A 16,421-nucleotide genomic window follows, 5' to 3' on the forward strand; every position below is an offset into this window, starting at 1 on the left:
ACTCCGGGATGATATCTATCTGAGCAGTTATGGCTGAGTCGCGCTCAGCGCGCAGCCGTGCGAGCGGCGGTGTGCACAACAAACCGACTTTTCGGAGCATCGAAGAGGTCTCTTACGACCCTACGTCGAATCCGTTGTACTTCATGACGTCTACATTTGGCGGATTATCATCGCTCGCACCGCTCTCATAGTGCTCGCGATCGGTGCGCTTGAACGCGCTGGACCGCGCAGTTGGCCCCCAGGGGCTCAGGTCCTGAGTCTCGGACGATTATTCTGCAACGTGTGTCGCGGGCCATTTTATATTTTATATTCCCCCCAACGTGCACTCTGTGTCGCGGCACCGCCACACTCCACGATGTTCCGGCTCGGAACATGAATTCGGGAGTCAACACGCCCGCTAAATTCTGAAAGTATTCCGGTTAACCGGGGCTGGAAGTCGAGCATATTAGACATTCAATTTTCCCGGTAGGCCGCAGAGGATGCTGATCCCCTGCGGCCTTTTTCCGGAGGATTTGCGCAGAGCCGCCGTTCGTGCCCGCACCGCATCCGCGGCTGGACTCGCCGAACCCGGCGATAATTTTTTGGCTCAGACCTTGAGCGACGATTTATGCAACAGCGCCTGAGCGCGGAACAGTCGGCTGTCGAGAGCCTGGGTCATCCAGCTTCCATGCCAGAGACTGGGCAAAGTCGACCAGTTTGACGCGGGTGCGTTTTGAGTTTTGATCGAACAGCGTACTCAACGGTGCCATTGTTGGAATTACCGCACTGGCTGATGATGGCGCGTCCTTGTCAGCAGAAGGAAAGCGGGCGAGATGGATCCACCGCCAGACGAAGCGATCGATTTGCCGGCTTTGCCGCTCGTCAACTCCAAATCAAACAACAAGACATAGTCACCCGCCAACAGGCAGCCGCGCGCCGCCGCTACCCTCGCATCGTTCTGATGCACCATCGAGCTGCGTCACTTGGTTGACGAAGGTCAGGTGCAGCGTGATCGGGCCCCTCGAACCGTCGAGCAAGACGCGAAGCCTGCTCCGCGTAGCGCCGAACCCGAGAACCACTCCTTGCTTGCCGCTGAGACGCGGTCCCGCCGCATTGCTAATGACGACGCGTTCTCCCGCGGTCCATTTGTGGCGCGTTCCTTCGCCGATGCATGCCATGCGAGCTCCCAGGCTTAGAACAACAGTCCCAACGCCAACCACGCCGTAAGAGACACGCAGATGCCAATTCCCACGTAAGGCAATGCTGTGCACATCGGTTCCCTCCCTGGTTCCGACACGCCATGAAATGCTGCAACACTCGCATATTCGTGGGCCGACGCCTATCTCGAATCTTATGCATATGGCGTACGAGCTTTGCCTGGCGACCGCCGAGAAGTAGGTCCCAATCGGGCTTGACTGGATCCACGAGGTGAAACACGACGGCTACGGCCCGTATCCGGGAGAGCGAGCGCGTGCGGCTCCTTTCACGTCATGGCACCGATTGGACCAAGCGCTAACCTGGACGATGGCGTCTGCGACTTCAACGCGCTGCACTCCCGTGCACGACCATGAAGTGCAGCTTTATGCGTTCGACGTGCTTGCCTTGGACGGCGACGAGCTACGCGACCTGCCGCTGTACCTTTGCAAGACAAGACAAATCTACACCATCCAAACCGGCCATGGCTCGATAACCGCGCCTGTGCATGTGGAGAAGCCGGCACGCCCAGTCCGACATGCAACCAGACAGACCTCTCCAATCCAGACGACCTTGCCGCAATGCAGATGGGTACTTGGCAGAATATCCGCCCGACGAGAACTGACGTAGGTCCTCCTTCCTGGTGACGGGCGCGCTGGGGGATTCTTTTTGGGGCGGCGGTCCTCAACGCGAAAAGGACGGTTTCTTTCAGAAGAGCAGCCGATGGCCGACCGCTTATTGTCTTCGTGTTGCGCGCTTCGTCTTCCGGTTTTGGGATTGGTGACCGTATCCTGAGCGAAGAGTCTCGCCGTCGGATCGCCGATCAAAAGGCAAGCCGGTAACAGAAAATCCGTGCCAGTTCGGGTCGACATAGCCCTCTCACGCCACAAGCTTCACCCCGTGTGCAAAGCCCCAAAACAGCTTCGTGCACGCGCATAAAAGCGCCCGGGCAAGAGTTGCCGATCATCAATCCGGAGCACAGGCGCGAACCCCGGCGAAATTGCCGGTCGAAAAGATCTCGTCCGCGGCGACTAATCGGCGTAGCGCAGCGTCGGTTCCAAGAGGGTAATATCGTGACCGCGCAAAAGCGATCACGCGCCGCCGCTCAATGCCATTCGGCGCAGCGTATAGTCAATGCCCTCTTTTGCCATGAACAAGTTGGAATTGCCGAACTCCGCTACGTTACTGAGCATGTCCAGTTGCGTGTGCGATTGGATCACCAACATGTTGTGCTGCAGTTACGCCATCTGCTTTTCCGCGGCAGCTTCTTCGGAGCACAGCCAATGCAGCGTGAATTTGGCTTCGAACACGACTCCCGTGCTCTCGACAATCCATCTAAATAACCGAGTGCGATAGGCAGTGCCTGACCGGCCCCGGCGGGTTATTTTCGACGAGGAGGCCGACTTGCTAGCGCAGCGGGCGGAATAGCGCATCGCGCGATGCGGCAGAAGAGCCCCAGAGCTGACATTGGCAACGTAAGAAGCCCTTCCGTTCAATCACCTCATTAGCACGGGTCAGCACAGCCGGGAGGGGCGATCAGCCCGAGAGGTAGTGAACTTTCAACAGCGTCGTCGCTCCTGGCGGTCTGGCCTCGTAATAAGCCTCGCCGCCGCACTCGGCACTTCAGCAAGAGCTTCGGCTGTCAGAATGCGAACATTGCTTGGAGCGCATGGGTTCCATTCGAGCGGTCGGCAAGACCGGATCGCCCCAACTGGCGTATTGCGTCATATCTCTAAAGAGGTGCGACGTCGCGTCCTCTAACAGCGCGATTTTGAGCGCGGTACAAGCGCTCTTCATCGCGATGGCACTGCTGGCTCACGAGCACAAAATAGCATGGACCAGGCCGGGTCGTTTTTTGGCGTTGAGTTTGTCCGCGATTGGGCTGAAGCCTCCTTGCGGTGGGGCGACGGCGGCTGCGCCACGGTCTTTCAGCACAAGCACTGGCTTGATGCGTGGTACCGCTCTTTTGACTCCACTCCCCTGATCGCCTTCATCGTGGCTGCTGACACGCGGCGCGACATTGCGCTCGTTCCGCTGATGTGCGGCAGACGCGGCCGCGCGCGCGTGGTCGAGTTCGCCGATCTCGGCCGCAGCGACTACAACGCGCCGATCCTGGCATCCGACGCGCCGCGCGACTCCGCGAGCCTGCACATTATCACCTCCGTATTCCTGTCAGCGTTGCGCCGGTTGCCCGAGCATCCCGACCTGATCAACCTGGAGAAGATGCCGCCCGAGATCCGTGGGCGCCCCAACCCGCTGGCAGCGGCCGAGCGGGCGACCCCCTGCTCGGTGAACGGCAATCTCGTCGAGTTGGGTGATTGTTTCGAGGACTATCGCGCCTCGATCGCCAAGATCCAGTTGCCGCGCCGCTGGCGCGTCTTCACCCGCCATCGCGGAGCGAGATTCGAAATGGCCGCCGACGTCGACGAAGCGCTGCGCATTCTCGATGTAATGGATCGCCAGCAGAACAAGCGCATGAAGGAGCTGTCAGAGAAGTTCGTCCTCGACGAACCTCGTAACGCGACGTTCTACCGCGACGTCGTCCGCCGCGGCCTCAAAGACGGCTACGCCGTTGTTTCGGCGCTGATCTGCGGCGACGAGGTCGTGGCCACCACCCTCGGACTGAGGCACGGCGCGCAATATTCTCTGCTGCGCAACACCAATGCCGGCGGGCAATGGTCGAACTGCTCGCCCGGTCAGCTCTGCATCGAACGGACGATGGCGGCCCTGCACCGGCAAGGCGTGCGGCACTTCGATCTCGGCATTGGCGATCACGATTACAAGCGGCGTTTCGGCGCCAGACCGCTCTGCTTGACGGATCTCCGCCTCGCACTGTCCTGGCGCGGCATGCCCCACGTGCTGCGCGCCCGCACCGTGCGGGAGCTGAAGCAGCGTCATCCACCCGCTTTCGCCGCGGCCAGGCGGCTGTGGGTCCGGTGGCGTTTCTCGACTCATCGTTGATTTTTTTCGACCGACCTCGCCTCGCCGATGCCACCCCATCGAACGCGCCGGTCTCAACGTCCTTCCGCTTCTCAGATTCAAGCTCCTGATCGAGGAGGCGAATTATGCAGTACGCTGACGAAGAGTGGGCTGCGATCAAGCCGATGCTACCCAACAAGCCGCGTGGCGTTCCTCGGGTAAAATGACCGTCGCGCCCTCAATGGCATGTTCTGGATCTTACGATCCGGAGCCCCTGGAGGCGGGCGGACGCCTGGCGCCGCATCATAGATGCACTTGCGCATTCGCGGTGGACGAGCTCAGGGTCATCGGCGCTGAGAATCGGGCTAGGGCGGCACGGAGCGAAACGAGTGTTCGCATCGTCATCTTCCGGTCTGGAATTGCTTACCGTAGCGCGCTCATCCTGACTCCTCCCTGACTGGTCGCGAGGCCGATCGTATCATCAACGCCAGCCGATAGCAGAACTTCCGGCCCAGTTCGAGGTCGACGTCGCCGCTCCCGTCAATCCATTCGTCAGGACAATGGCCAAACGATAAGGGATCGTGCCTGTCCTGCCCGTTGAAACTCTCGCACCAATTCGCGGACCGAAACGCAAGGCGTCGAAAACCGCAGCATCGTTCGTCACGGCAATCCCTAGCGCGCTTCAAATAAACCATGTGCAATGAACGCAGAATATCCTTCGGGCTCCCAGAGGGCATAGTATCATTTCCGCAATTGCTCACATCGGCAGCGCCGATTCCGATATCATTCAGCTATCCCCTCTCACGCCACAAGCTTCATCCCGTGTGCGAAGTCCCAATACAGCTTTCGTGCACGCGCATAAAAGCGCCCGGGCAAGAGTTGCCGATCGTCAATCCGGATCACGGGCGCGACCTTGGCGAAATTTCCGGTCGAAAAGATCTCGTCCGCGGCGACGAAATCGGCATAGCGCAGCGTTGTTTCGATCACCGTGCTGCCGTCACCGCGCAAAAGTTCGATCACGCGTTGCCGCGTGATTCCGTTCAGGAACGTGCCATTTGGCGCCGGCGTATAAACAACGCCCTCTTTCGCCATGAACACGTTGGAATTGCCGAACTCCGCCACGTTGCCGAGCATGTCCAACATCAGGCAATTCTGGAAGTTCCGCGATGCGGCCTCCATGAGCGCACGGGAACTGTTGGGGTAGAGACATGATGCTTTGGCATCGGCCGGCGCGCATTCGGTGGTCGGCCTGCGGAACGGCGACAGCGTGATCGCGCTGCCCTTAGGCTCCGGGATCGGCGATTCGTAGATGCAAAGGCACCAGTCCGTCGTCTCCGGATCGAAGAGCACGCCGCCGCCGATGCCGTTCTGCGGCCAGTACATCGGGCGAATGTAGAGTTCAGCATTGGTGGGGAAACGGGCGATACCCTCACGCGCCAATCCCAGCCACGTGTCGAGATCAACGACCGGTTTCAGCCCAAAGTTGACCGCAGATTGGTTGACGCGGGCGCAATGACGATCGAGGTCAGGTGTAACGCCTTCAAAGGCACGACCGCCGTCAAAGATGGTCGAACCGAGCCAGAGCCCATGGGTACGCGGCCCCATGATCGGCACATTGCCCTCGTGCCATTCCCCGTGGAAGAATGTCCATGTCCGCGAATGGCTAACGGACTTCGTTTTGGAAACCATGGCGAACCTCCATATCGGGACGATGGAGTTATGGTCCGTAGATCACCAGCTCGGAATCCGACAGATCGGCAAGCCGGGGGCGATGCGGACCCTTGAAGTATTTGCGACGTTCCCTGTAGAGCCCGACCAGGCCCTTCATGCGGCCGTTGGCCTCCACAGCGACGGAGATTCGGCCACGCCAGAGCAGGAAGCGGCCGATCGCGCCGGCGCACACGACGTAGTCCGCCACATGCGCGCAATAGATCAGCTGCATGGCGAGAGGTGCGATCCTGCGGATTCGCATCGGCTGCAGGACGAACGGAAAGGCGCGGTCATCCGCAGCGCGGCATACCAAGCTGAGGCAGCCATAGGCTGCGTGACGTGTAAGCAGCGCGGCGTTAGCTTCGGACAAGCCGGCGACCGCCTGCGCGTCCTGCCCGACGACTTCGACACGCATAGCTTGGGCGGGACGCGAAACCGCTGGAAACGAGAAGAACATGCCGCCGCAATAGCGGCGGAAACCCTGAGCTTCGATGGCTTGCCAAGTCCATTGCGCCGCACTGATATTGATGTAGGTGACGTCCTTGTGACGCTGCGCGACCTTGGCCAGCATCGGAGCGTAGCTGCGAAAGGCAGGTTCCACATACCAGCTGGAGAGATTGCAGCGGATCGAGGTACAGCCGTCATCGTTCCGTGCAGTGTGGATCAACAGCAGAGCGCCGACGGGCGCTCCATCGTGGTCAAGCAGGTAGCCGAAGCGCGGAAAGCCCTCGGGTACCTCACGCCCTGACATGCGCCCGAGTCCTTCGACCCAGTAGTCGCGCGATCGCATCGGAAAACCGCTTGCGAGAAGATCGGTGATGGCGTCAAAATCAGCTATGCCTATCTCGCGGCAACGGATCATGGTCCGAATTCTCACTCATAAAATCCGAGTCGCGTCTTGGTCATTAGGCTTGGCGAGCGCGAGCGGATCGAGCGGTAACATGGCGACGTGCCGAAATTCCGGCTGCGGACAGTGCCGCCGCTCGCGTCCCTAGCGGCTTTGAGCGTTCAACTCGCTGCGACGCCAGGTACAGCAACCAGTTGCGGTATATGCGCTTGGCCGGCAGATGCCAGACGTTGTTCAGGTCCTTCGCTATTTGATCGGCTGGAAAGTCGGCGAAAAGCTCAGGGTGCCTGTCGGAAAGGGCTTTCTGTCGGAAAGCGACCTGTATCTCCTCCGCCTTTTCGCCGAAGTAGCCCTTCGGTATCGTCGGACAGACTTCGTTCTCTCCCCGGAGGAAGCGACCCATATCTCGCCTGTATTCGCCGAGCAGGCTCTGCGTTTCGTATTCCGGGTGGCCCTGGAAATGGACGAACAGGCTCCTCTTCCGCTGCTTGACGAAGCAATCGACGCCGGCCTCGGCCGACCAGGTGAGAACCGAGTATCCGCAGCTCGCGAGATTCCCCTCCTCCACCTCGTTCCACCTGGCGTGCGGTATTCTGAAGGTCTTAGGCACATCTTGCATCAAGGGATGACGCCTCGTCTTTGTTTGAGCAAAGACACCGAAGCACTTCGTAGGCAGCTTGTGGCGCGGAACGCCGTCCGTGTGGAGGACGACCCCATGGACGGCCAGACAGGAAAACACCGACGACACGGTATTTTCCTCGGCCCAGTCGACGATCTCCGCGAAACTGTTCCAATATGGCTCTTCCGTCAGGCTGGCGGCCTTGGGTTCGGCGCCGGTCACGATCACCCCATCCAGACGCCGGTTCAGCAGATCGTCGATGCCACGGTAATATCGACCGACGTAATCGTGCCCCCATTCCGAACGGGGTGTCGCGGCCATCGTATAGAAATGCAGCCTGACGCAAAGTCGTCCGGCCGCCGCATCGAGCAGGTCGAACAGCTGGCGCTCGGTTGACATTAAGGCAGCATCCGACATGTTGTTGATAATCGCGATGTCAAGACACTCCGCCTGATTGTCAATTGACGCCATGGCATCAGCGCCTCTAATCCGCGCTCTCGAGAAGAGGTGGTGTTCGTGCGAATCTATGTCGATCAAGACAGTCATCCGAATGCCTTCATGGTTGACGAAACATCAGTTCGCGGCACTGAGGGCCTGATCGAGATCCGCGATGATGTCGTCGATGTGCTCGATTCCGACGCTCAGCCTGATCATCTCGGGGCGCACCCCGGCTTTGTCCTGTTCTTCGGGCGACATTTGCCGATGCGTGGTCGATGCAGGGTGGCAGGCGAGCGATTTCGCGTCGCCAATATTGACCAGCCGCTTGCACAGCTTCAGCGCGTCATAAAACCGCTTGCCCGCCTCGAAGCCACCAGCCACGCCAAACGTCAGTAGCGAACACCCCCGGCCACCTAAATACTTCTGTGTCAGCGCGTAATAGCGGCTGTCGTGAAAGCCCGCGTAATTCACCCAGCCGACACGGCGGTCATTGCGCAAGAACCGCGCGACCTTGTCGCCATTTTCGACGTGCCGCTCGATCCGGAGCGCGACGGTCTCAATGCCCTGGAGCAGCAGGAAAGCGTTCATCGGCGCCAGGACCGCGCCGATGGTCCTCTGGGAGACGGCGCGGCAACGGGCAATGTAGGCGGCAGCTCCGTACCGCTCGGTGAAGACCAGACCGTGGTAGGAATTCTCTGGCTCGTTCATCATCGGGAAGCGCCGGCGATGCTCCGCCCACGGGAACCTGCCGCTGTCGATGATAATTCCACCGAGTGTGGTGCCATGCCCGCCCATGAATTTCGTTAGCGACTCCACGACGATGTCTGCGCCGTATTCGATCGGCCTGAGCAGGATCGGTGTCGGTACCGTGTTGTCGACGATGAGCGGAACGCCGTGCCTGTGCGCGACGTCAGCCATCGCTTCGATGTCGCAGACGTTTCCAGCCGGATTCCCGACGCTCTCGCAGAACACCGCTCGCGTATCGTCATCGATCAGTCTTTCCACGTTCTCCGGCCGGTCGTCTTCCGAAAACCGGACGGTGATGCCCTGCCTCGGCAGGATATGCGCGAACAGCGTATGCGTGGTGCCATAGAGCTGCGGAATCGAGACGATGTTGGTGCCCATCTCCGCGATGTTGACCACCGCATAATTCACCGCGGCCTGACCACAGGCTACGCTGAGTGCCTCGATGCCACCTTCCAGGGCGGCAACGCGCTTCTCCAACACGGCGTTGGTCGGATTGCCAATCCGGGTGTAGCGGAAGCCGTCTACTTCGAGATTGAAGAGCGCGGCTCCGTGATCGGCGCTGTCGAATGCATATGAGGCGGTCTGGTAAATCGGTACGGCAACGGCCTTGGTTGCCGGATCGCACTCGAAGCCGCCGTGGACCGCGAGAGTCTCTCTCCTCATGGAGGCTGGCCCCGCCGCCTCTCGATCCCGGGCTAGCTCCCGACTTCCCTGGCGCATCGGAACTCCTCGAATACTGGCGGCGCCCCACGATCGCTCTGCGCGAAGCCAAGCAGCTCACGCACCGCGATCGGCCACAGGGCGACGTCTTTGCCGTGAGTATGGAACATGGCGACGGCGAGACGGTCCATTCCGAAAGCCACGCAGGCGGTGTGGGCCGGCTCAGAGGCCCCATCGACGATGCTCCAGGCGCTGCCGAAATGATCCCGGTGGTAGTTGAAGCTCATGCAGGCGGTCGGTCGCTCCTCGGAGCGCAGAGGCACCAGCAGTTCGAACTTCAGTGACTGCTGCTTTTGGCTCACCGCCATCATCTGACCGACCCGGCCAAAGAACGGGTCGTTGGCATAGTCGACCCTGAAGGTTAGCCCGAGATCTCGCGCCATCTTCTGGGCGCGTATGATCCAGCGCTCGCGGAACGCGGAGACGTGATCGGGACTACCGATGCAAACGAATTCGCGCATCCTGAAGGACTGAAGCCGGTCGAGATGGCGCGAGGGCTCACGACGGAAACAATCGGCGGCCACGTCGAAGCTCCAGCCGCCTGCCGGCACGGGACCTCGGCTCGCCGCGATCGGATAGACAGGATAGCAGGCGGCCGGCGACAGAACGAGATCAGCCGGCGATAGCGACGCAGTCCAGTCACCGCCGGCATCGAAGCGGCTGACCGCCGCGTCAATCTCGCTTTCCGTGCCGTGCAAGCCACAGACGCAGCCGAGGAGGTTGGGAAAGCTCTTCAGATAGCCTGACTTCTCAAGCTGGGCACGGTTCATCACGGGCGGGAAGCGCATCACCTCAGTATTCGGTTCGCGATTCCGTGAGATCACCGCCCCAATTCGCTCCACGACGCCTTCATAGAGGGCGGTGCGGCCATAGATCCCGGGAGAGCCCATCTCGTGAAACAGCGCATCGGCGAGATGGTCTAACGGATCGGCCGGAATCGGAGTGGCATCCCCGGGTGCTTCAACAATGGCCACGTTCATCAAGCCCATTCCTTCTGTGGAAAAATCAATCGCGCAGGGACTTCGGGACGGTGCTCATCAGCGTGGCGCTACCGACACTGGCGAGGATCCGGTCATTGTTGATCATTATCGGAGCGGAAAGCACGTCGCGCAGATGGCGGCCGATACTCACGTCGGTGTCGTTGCGATAACCTGATAGGCCGCAGGCGCGCATCGCGTGCATGACCGCCGTGACCGCGAGCTCGGAGGCTTCCACCTTGAGAAGATTGATCGAGGACTGGAAGTCGACAGACGACAGCGCGCGCTCGTCCCGTTCGCGAGCCTCGTAGAGCTGGAGATTCGCGGCGATGATGGCGCGCATTTTCGTCAGCGTCATTTTGGCAGCGGTGAAATGCGCAGCGCCGGGAGGCATATTCCCGCCCGACCCGCGGGCGGCCTTGCGGATGAAGAGCTGCGCGCGGTCCACCGCCGCAGCCGCGATCCCAGCCCAGACCGAGGACCAGCACAAGTGGGCGACGGGCGTCATCGTCTGCGCATGAATCTGTTCGTATGGCACAGGGAATATCTGGTCCGCGGTGCCCCTGAAGTTCAACTTGAACCCCGCGCTGCAGGTCCCTCGCATGCCAAGCGTTTCCCACGCGAGAGTGGGCTCCAGCGTATAATCGTCACGGGTGATGGCGAGCAGCACCTGATCGGATCCAGCGGAAGAGTCAGAGCGGCGGGCGACTGTGACGATGCCGTCCGCCTCGGCACCGTACGAAATCACCGTCGCGTCGCGCACGAGCGAAATCTCGTTATCAGCGCGTTCCACTGCGGCCGAGCTGAAGCGTATGTTTCCGCCGTTCTGACCTTCCGTCGTCGAGGATGCAAGCAGCAACTGTTCGGCGGCCACGCGGCGCATGAGACTTTCGTGCCAATCGCTGCCCGCGCCGTGGCGTACCAGACACGCGATCTTGGTCTGATGCATCGCGAAGATCATTCCGGCAGAGGCGCAAGCGCGGCCGAGCCCGTAACACATATCGGTCACCTCGGAGATAGACGCGCCGTCCCCACCGAGCTCGATCGGAATCTGAGCGCCCAAAAGTCTCTCCTCGCGCGCAGCGTCGATCGCTTTCTGCGGGAAGCGCGCCTCGCGATCGACTGCCTCAGCCTCCGTCGCAGCGACCTCTGCGACACTCGCCATCCGCTGTCGAAATGAGGAACCATAACCCGCTCGGCCGACTTCCAAAGCGAAGTTGCGGAGCTTGACCTCCTGCACACTCATGGCCAAAGCCTCCTGTTCTTATGTTTGAACGACGCGACCAAGTCGAAATGAATTCCGCTCAAAATGAACAGCTAGCCCATTTCCGTTGCTGCGTCGTTGGCGCAGAAGAGGGTGTCACGCTAGTTCCACTCCCAGGCGAGGTACCTCCGAAGCAGAGCTATTGAGCCGAGGAGCAGTCGGTTATCGTCCTCCCGGATTGTGATCACTTCCGGCTGCGCCGAGGGGGCCAGTGAAATGCACGACATTGTCGTCAACGTTCAAAACCGTGTTCTATCCGTCGTTAGGAGCGTCCTCCAGCAGAACGCGATCACCGCCGATCTCCACCCAGAGTCACGGCTGGTGGATATCGGGCTGAGCTCGATGGGCATGGTCGAGCTGATGCTCAAGGTTGAAGCCGAATTCGATCTCGTCCTCCCCCAACTTGAGATCACGCCAGAAAATTTCCAGTCGGTGAAGACCGTGGAGCGAATGATCCTTAACCAGCTCGGACCTGAACCGGGATGACATCGGCCGAAAAGAGATTCTACTTCGACAACCTCGCGAGCCGCGTCGAGAGTGATTGCAACGTCGCTCTGGCCGTGACTCGTCGACCAGCGGGCAGGTGCGCGCCGATGTCGACCCAACCCTACTGCAAGAACAGTCCGTGAAGACAGCCGAGATCCCGCGCGGGGCGGAACCCGGCGGTCCGCGGCGCAGACGCTCCGCCGCCAAGGCCTGGCTGCAGGCAATTGCACAAACGGCGCGGGTCGAAGCCCAACCGCGGCGGTTGCTCGCCGATATTGTGCAAGAATGGGCACAGCATCAGCCCGAACGACCTGCCTTGCTCTCGGACCGTCAATCCTTCACCTATGGCGAACTCACCGCCCGCGTCAACCGGTATGCGCGCTGGGCGCGGGGCCTCGGCCTCCAAGCCGGCCGCACCGTCTGTCTGCTGATGCCCAACCAGCCGGACTACCTCGCCTGCTGGCTCGGCATCAGCAGCGTTGGCGCGACAGTGGCACTGATCAATACCAAGCTGGTCGGCCGATCTCTAGCGCATTGCATCGACGTCGCGGATGCGGATCACCTCATCCTCGCTGCGGATAGCGTGGATGCGTTTGAGAGCGCCCGTCCGCACCTGCGCCGCGTGCCGCAAAGTTGGATCCTTGGCACCGATGACGCAAGCGGCGATCTGGATGCGGCGCTCGCCGCGTTCGAACCAAGTCCGCTGTCCTCCGCCGAACGCGGCGACGTCACTATCGATCAACGCGCGCTCCTAATCTATACCTCGGGCACTACGGGACTACCGAAGGCAGCGAACGTCAGTCATCGCCGCATTCTCACCTGGGGCGGATGGTTTGCCGGAGTGACGGACGCCTCCATCGATGATCGTCTCTACGATTGCCTGCCGCTCCATCACTCCGTGGGCGGTGTCGTGGCCCCGTGCAGCATGCTCTGCGCGGGCGGTTCGGTGGTGATTGCGGAGAAATTCTCTGCCAGCAGATTCTGGGACGACATCGTGCGTTTCGACTGCACCGTCTTCCAATATATTGGCGAGCTCTGCCGCTATCTGCTGAAGGCGCAGTCGTCCAAGCCAGAGGCCCGACACCGGCTGCGACTGGCTGTCGGCAACGGATTGCGCGGCGACATCTGGGAGGTGTTTGCGAGCCGATTCGCGATTCCGCAGATCCTCGAATTCTACGCCGCAACGGAAGGCAATCTTTCGCTGTTCAATCTCGAAGGAAAACCCGGGTCGATCGGCCGGATCCCACCGGTGCTGGCGCATCGCTTTCCCGCCTCGATCATCAAGGTCGATGCTGACAGCGGCGGCCCACTCCGCAGCGAGGCCGGGCTCTGCATCGCCTGCGCCCCTGGCGAGACGGGCGAAGCTATCGGGCGCATCGGCAGCGCCGATCGCGACGGCGTACCTTTCGAGGGCTACACGGATCCGGCCGAGACCGAGAAAAAGATCTTGCGCAACGCCTTTACCGAGGGCGACGCGTGGTTCCGCACCGGTGATCTGATGCTGCGCGATGAGCAGGGCTACTTACACTTTGTCGATCGCGTGGGCGACACCTTCCGCTGGAAGGGCGAGAACGTCTCGACAAGCGAAGTAAACGCTGCAATCAGGGACTGCCCCGGTGTTCTCGACGCCTCGACCTATGGGGTCGCCGTATCCGGGGCCGATGGTCGCGCCGGCATGGTCGCTTTGGTCGTGGACCGACGTTTCGATTTCGGGATATTCAGAGAACATGTCTCGTATCGGCTTCCGCGGTATGCAGTTCCAGCCTTCGTCAGGTTGTGCCAGGCGCTCGAAGCGACCGACACATTTAAGCAGAAGAAGCAGCGGCTGATCCGCGAGGGATTTGATCCTTCGGCCGTGGACGATCCGCTGTTCCTGCGTGATCCAACGACCGGCGACTATGTTTCGATGGACCGGGCGGTCTACGGCCGCATTGTCGCGGGCGAAATCAGGCTCTAACATCGGCTCGGAAAGCCGAGATGTGAGGTGTACTATGTCGGTCAAATCGAAAATTTTCTCCGCGATGAAACAAATTGCCGAGGAACAGAAGGTCACGCTTCCGGCGCTTGAGGACGATCTGTCATTGAACGAAACCGGGTTCGATTCGCTGGCATTCGCCATTCTCGTGGCGCGGTTGGAGGACGAGCTCGGTGTCGATCCCTTCACTGTCGCCGAGGACGCAGCCTTCCCGTCTACCCTGGGCGAGTTTGTCAGAGCCTACGAGAATGTCCCCGCCTGACATCATCGCGCTGCGCCAATACCTCGGCCCGGAACTGAAGAGCCGCACGATTTCCGATGGCCTGCACGTTGTATCGCTGACCGACATAATCCAGCACAGCTGCCTGAGCCGTAGATCCTGCGAGCTGTCCGGCCGCTCGGTGCTGCTTGCGACATCGGGACAGCTGCTCTCCGCACTAGCTATGATCGAGCTCGACGGCGTGGCCCGCCGCCTGCTTCTATGCCCGCCCGATCTCGATTGGGATCGCCTGGAGGTCCTGCTCGAACAGGCCGATATCGACACGATCGTCACCGATCGCCCGTTCCACCGAAGCCGTGCTGGCAAGTACATCGTTATCGGCGTCGACCTGCCTCAACGGAGGGCCATGGGATCGGAGGTCGATCGCGCGACCGAGTGGCTAATGCTGACCTCAGGCACATCGGGGCTGCCGAAGATTGTTCGACATACGCTCGATGGGCTCGCTGGCGCGATCATCGCCGACGGGCCTGCGCGCCACCGGAACGCAACCTGGGCGACGTTCTACGACATCCGCCGCTACGGCGGACTGCAAATTTTCCTGCGGGCCGTGATCGGCGGTGGATCGATGGTGCTGTCGGAACCCGGGGAAGCCGTCGCTTCCTATGTCGCGCGGCTGCGCGCGGGCGGCGTCACCCACATCTCCGGGACCCCGTCGCACTGGCGCAAGCTCTTGATGAGCGGCGCATCCGCCAACTTCTCACCGGTCTACGTCCGTCTGTCGGGCGAAATCGCCGACCAGCCGGTGCTCGACGGCCTGGCCAGGGCGTTTCCGCATGCGTCAATCGGGCACGCCTATGCCTCAACCGAGGCCGGCGTCGGTTTCAGCGTTGACGATGGGCGCGAGGGTTTTCCTGCCCACCTGATGAAGCAGAATCACGCTGGCGTTGAAATGAAGGTGGTCGACGGCTCGCTGCGGATCCGTTCCCATCGTACCGCGCGCTCCTATGTCGGCTCCGACGCGCCGCCGCTCGCCGACACCGACGGGTTCGTCGACACCGGCGATATGGTCGAGCTGCGCGGCGAGCGATACCACTTCGTGGGCCGACGAGGCGGCATCATCAACATCGGCGGGTTAAAGGTGCATCCGGAGGAGGTGGAAGCCGTGATCAACCGGCATGTCTCCGTCCAGATGTCGCGCGCGCGATCGCGCAGGAGCCCGATCACCGGCGCCATTGTGGTCGCGGATGTCGTCCTCGCCCACTGCACCGATGCGGAGCACCACGAGATGATTCGCGCCGAGATCCTCGGGCGCTGCAAAGATTGCCTGGCAGTATGGAAGGTGCCGGCGGTGATCCGGTTCGTCGAGCGGCTCGACGTCACGGCAGCGGGCAAACTGGCGCGCACCGATGCGTAACGTCCTCGTCACTGGCGGCAGCCGCGGTATTGGTCTTGCCATCGCGCACCGGCTCGCCGCATCCGGCGACTACAATGTAGTCGCGGTGGCCCGCCGCGAGAGTGGACAGTTTGCAGCCGCAGCCGGCGAGGCACAACGGCGTCTGCATTTCCGCGCCTGTGACCTTGCGGTCACTGAAACGATCTCGGGCTTCGCGAAATCAGTGCGCGATGAATTCGGCCCGATCTACGGCCTCGTCAACAATGCGGGGATTGGTACCGATGGGCTGCTGGCCACCATGCATAATTCCGAGATTGAGGCCTTGATCCGCCTGAACGTACTGTCGCCGATCATCCTAACTAAATACGTGGCACGTCATATGATGGCCGACGGCGCGGGGCGGATCGTCAACATCTCCTCTATCATCGCCTCGACAGGCTACAGCGGCCTGTCTGTGTATGCCGCGTCCAAAGCCGCCGTTGCCGGCTTCACCCGTTCGCTGGCCCGAGAAGTCGGCAGGGTCGGCATCACAGTGAACGCGATCGCGCCCGGCTTCATTGACACGGAATTGACCAGCTCCTTGGACCAAGAAGGCCGTCGACGCGTTGCCAGCCGCAGCGCATTGCGCCACCTGCCCGAAGCCGACGACGTCGCTTCCATGGTCGAATATCTTCTCGGCGAAGGAGGCCGGAACATCACCGGCACCGTGGTAACGGTCGACGCCGGTAGCACCGCCTGAGCGCCGAGAATCGGACATCCCCGTCACAGGGCGTCCTGTCGGATCCAAAACATTCGAATGTCGACCTAGCCTGACCGCAAGCTGGACGCTTCATTCAGCGGCAGCCCCTTCAGATGCTCAAGCATCATGTCGCAGGCCTTCTCCGCGTCCGCGAAAGTGGACGCCGAACCGACGATTTTGATCGCGCCGTTACC

12 protein-coding genes and 2 pseudogenes are annotated in these 16,421 nt (G+C 61.1%); 7 read left to right on the plus strand and 7 right to left on the minus strand.

What is annotated here, in order from left to right; translation table 11 throughout:
• Positions 1-2,052: 2,052 nt before the first annotated feature.
• Positions 2,053-2,387: pseudogene (locus RX329_RS27765) on the minus strand (aminotransferase class IV); the annotation flags it as partial.
• A gap of 679 nt (positions 2,388-3,066) precedes the next feature.
• Here RX329_RS27765 and RX329_RS27770 point away from each other — a divergent pair.
• Positions 3,067-4,134 (plus strand): GNAT family N-acetyltransferase, encoded by a 1,068-nt coding sequence (locus RX329_RS27770; protein ID WP_317244549.1) that lies wholly within the window; start codon positions 3,067-3,069, stop codon positions 4,132-4,134.
• Between the two features lie 104 nt (positions 4,135-4,238).
• Positions 4,239-4,368, plus strand: a pseudogene (locus RX329_RS27775) (transposase); the annotation flags it as partial.
• Between the two features lie 525 nt (positions 4,369-4,893).
• On the opposite strand, the gene RX329_RS27780 reads toward RX329_RS27775, so the two are convergent.
• The 6 genes from RX329_RS27780 to RX329_RS27805 are packed head-to-tail and all read right to left on the minus strand — an operon-like array spanning position 4,894 to position 11,396.
• Positions 4,894-5,781 carry a branched-chain amino acid aminotransferase gene (locus RX329_RS27780; RefSeq protein ID WP_317244550.1) on the minus strand — a complete coding sequence of 296 codons (888 nt, stop codon included), beginning with the start codon at positions 5,779-5,781 and terminating at the stop codon, positions 4,894-4,896.
• 28 nt (positions 5,782-5,809) lie between these two features.
• A complete protein-coding gene (locus tag RX329_RS27785) occupies positions 5,810-6,664 on the minus strand; it encodes an acyl-CoA acyltransferase (RefSeq protein WP_317246443.1) in 855 nt (284 codons plus the stop codon).
• Between the two features lie 43 nt (positions 6,665-6,707).
• Complete coding sequence (locus RX329_RS27790) at positions 6,708-7,814, minus strand: homoserine O-succinyltransferase MetA (RefSeq protein ID WP_317244551.1); 1,107 nt, start codon at positions 7,812-7,814, stop codon at positions 6,708-6,710.
• Positions 7,815-7,841: 27 nt separating this feature from the next.
• On the minus strand, positions 7,842-9,116 hold the full coding sequence (locus tag RX329_RS27795) for an O-acetylhomoserine aminocarboxypropyltransferase/cysteine synthase family protein (protein WP_317244552.1): 1,275 nt from the start codon (positions 9,114-9,116) through the stop codon (positions 7,842-7,844).
• A 32-nt stretch (positions 9,117-9,148) separates the two neighbouring features.
• Positions 9,149-10,153: an amino acid--[acyl-carrier-protein] ligase gene (locus RX329_RS27800; protein ID WP_317244553.1), complete on the minus strand. Its 1,005-nt coding sequence runs from the start codon at positions 10,151-10,153 to the stop codon at positions 9,149-9,151.
• 25 nt (positions 10,154-10,178) lie between these two features.
• The gene (locus tag RX329_RS27805) at positions 10,179-11,396 is read right to left on the minus strand and encodes an acyl-CoA dehydrogenase family protein (RefSeq protein ID WP_317244554.1); all 1,218 of its coding nucleotides are present in this window, start codon (positions 11,394-11,396) and stop codon (positions 10,179-10,181) included.
• A 234-nt stretch (positions 11,397-11,630) separates the two neighbouring features.
• Here RX329_RS27805 and RX329_RS27810 point away from each other — a divergent pair, with 234 nt between their 5' ends.
• The 5 genes from RX329_RS27810 (at position 11,631) to RX329_RS27830 (ending at position 16,227) form a co-directional block, all read left to right on the plus strand.
• Positions 11,631-11,900: an acyl carrier protein gene (locus RX329_RS27810; protein ID WP_317244555.1), complete on the plus strand. Its 270-nt coding sequence runs from the start codon at positions 11,631-11,633 to the stop codon at positions 11,898-11,900.
• 139 nt (positions 11,901-12,039) lie between these two features.
• Positions 12,040-13,857, plus strand: coding sequence for a long-chain-acyl-CoA synthetase (locus tag RX329_RS27815; protein ID WP_317246444.1), 1,818 nt, complete (start codon positions 12,040-12,042; stop codon positions 13,855-13,857).
• 34 nt (positions 13,858-13,891) lie between these two features.
• Positions 13,892-14,137 (plus strand): acyl carrier protein, encoded by a 246-nt coding sequence (locus tag RX329_RS27820; protein ID WP_317244556.1) that lies wholly within the window; start codon positions 13,892-13,894, stop codon positions 14,135-14,137.
• Positions 14,124-15,509, plus strand: a complete 1,386-nt coding sequence (locus RX329_RS27825) for an AMP-binding protein (RefSeq protein WP_317244557.1) — start codon at positions 14,124-14,126, stop codon at positions 15,507-15,509. Before RX329_RS27820 ends, RX329_RS27825 begins: the two co-directional genes overlap by 14 nt.
• Positions 15,502-16,227, plus strand: coding sequence for an SDR family NAD(P)-dependent oxidoreductase (locus RX329_RS27830; RefSeq protein ID WP_317244558.1), 726 nt, complete (start codon positions 15,502-15,504; stop codon positions 16,225-16,227). The genes RX329_RS27825 and RX329_RS27830 overlap by 8 nt, the downstream gene beginning before the upstream one ends.
• Positions 16,228-16,421 lie beyond the last annotated feature (194 nt).

It is taken from the genome of Bradyrhizobium sp. BWC-3-1, assembly GCF_032917965.1.
GTDB classification, from domain to species: domain Bacteria; phylum Pseudomonadota; class Alphaproteobacteria; order Rhizobiales; family Xanthobacteraceae; genus Bradyrhizobium; species Bradyrhizobium canariense_D.

What these genes read in the sequence shown, in the direction of transcription:
- RX329_RS27790 (WP_317244551.1), bottom strand. Translation starts at nt 7,814, where the DNA reads ATGACTGTCTTGATCGACATAGATTCGCACGAACACCACCTCTTCTCG.
- RX329_RS27810 (WP_317244555.1), top strand. Translation starts at nt 11,631, where the DNA reads ATGCACGACATTGTCGTCAACGTTCAAAACCGTGTTCTATCCGTCGTT.
- RX329_RS27800 (WP_317244553.1), bottom strand. Translation starts at nt 10,153, where the DNA reads ATGAACGTGGCCATTGTTGAAGCACCCGGGGATGCCACTCCGATTCCG.
- RX329_RS27825 (WP_317244557.1), top strand. Translation starts at nt 14,124, where the DNA reads ATGTCCCCGCCTGACATCATCGCGCTGCGCCAATACCTCGGCCCGGAA.
- RX329_RS27830 (WP_317244558.1), top strand. Translation starts at nt 15,502, where the DNA reads ATGCGTAACGTCCTCGTCACTGGCGGCAGCCGCGGTATTGGTCTTGCC.
- RX329_RS27780 (WP_317244550.1), bottom strand. Translation starts at nt 5,781, where the DNA reads ATGGTTTCCAAAACGAAGTCCGTTAGCCATTCGCGGACATGGACATTC.
- RX329_RS27805 (WP_317244554.1), bottom strand. Translation starts at nt 11,396, where the DNA reads ATGAGTGTGCAGGAGGTCAAGCTCCGCAACTTCGCTTTGGAAGTCGGC.
- RX329_RS27785 (WP_317246443.1), bottom strand. Translation starts at nt 6,664, where the DNA reads ATGATCCGTTGCCGCGAGATAGGCATAGCTGATTTTGACGCCATCACC.
- RX329_RS27820 (WP_317244556.1), top strand. Translation starts at nt 13,892, where the DNA reads ATGTCGGTCAAATCGAAAATTTTCTCCGCGATGAAACAAATTGCCGAG.
- RX329_RS27795 (WP_317244552.1), bottom strand. Translation starts at nt 9,116, where the DNA reads ATGAGGAGAGAGACTCTCGCGGTCCACGGCGGCTTCGAGTGCGATCCG.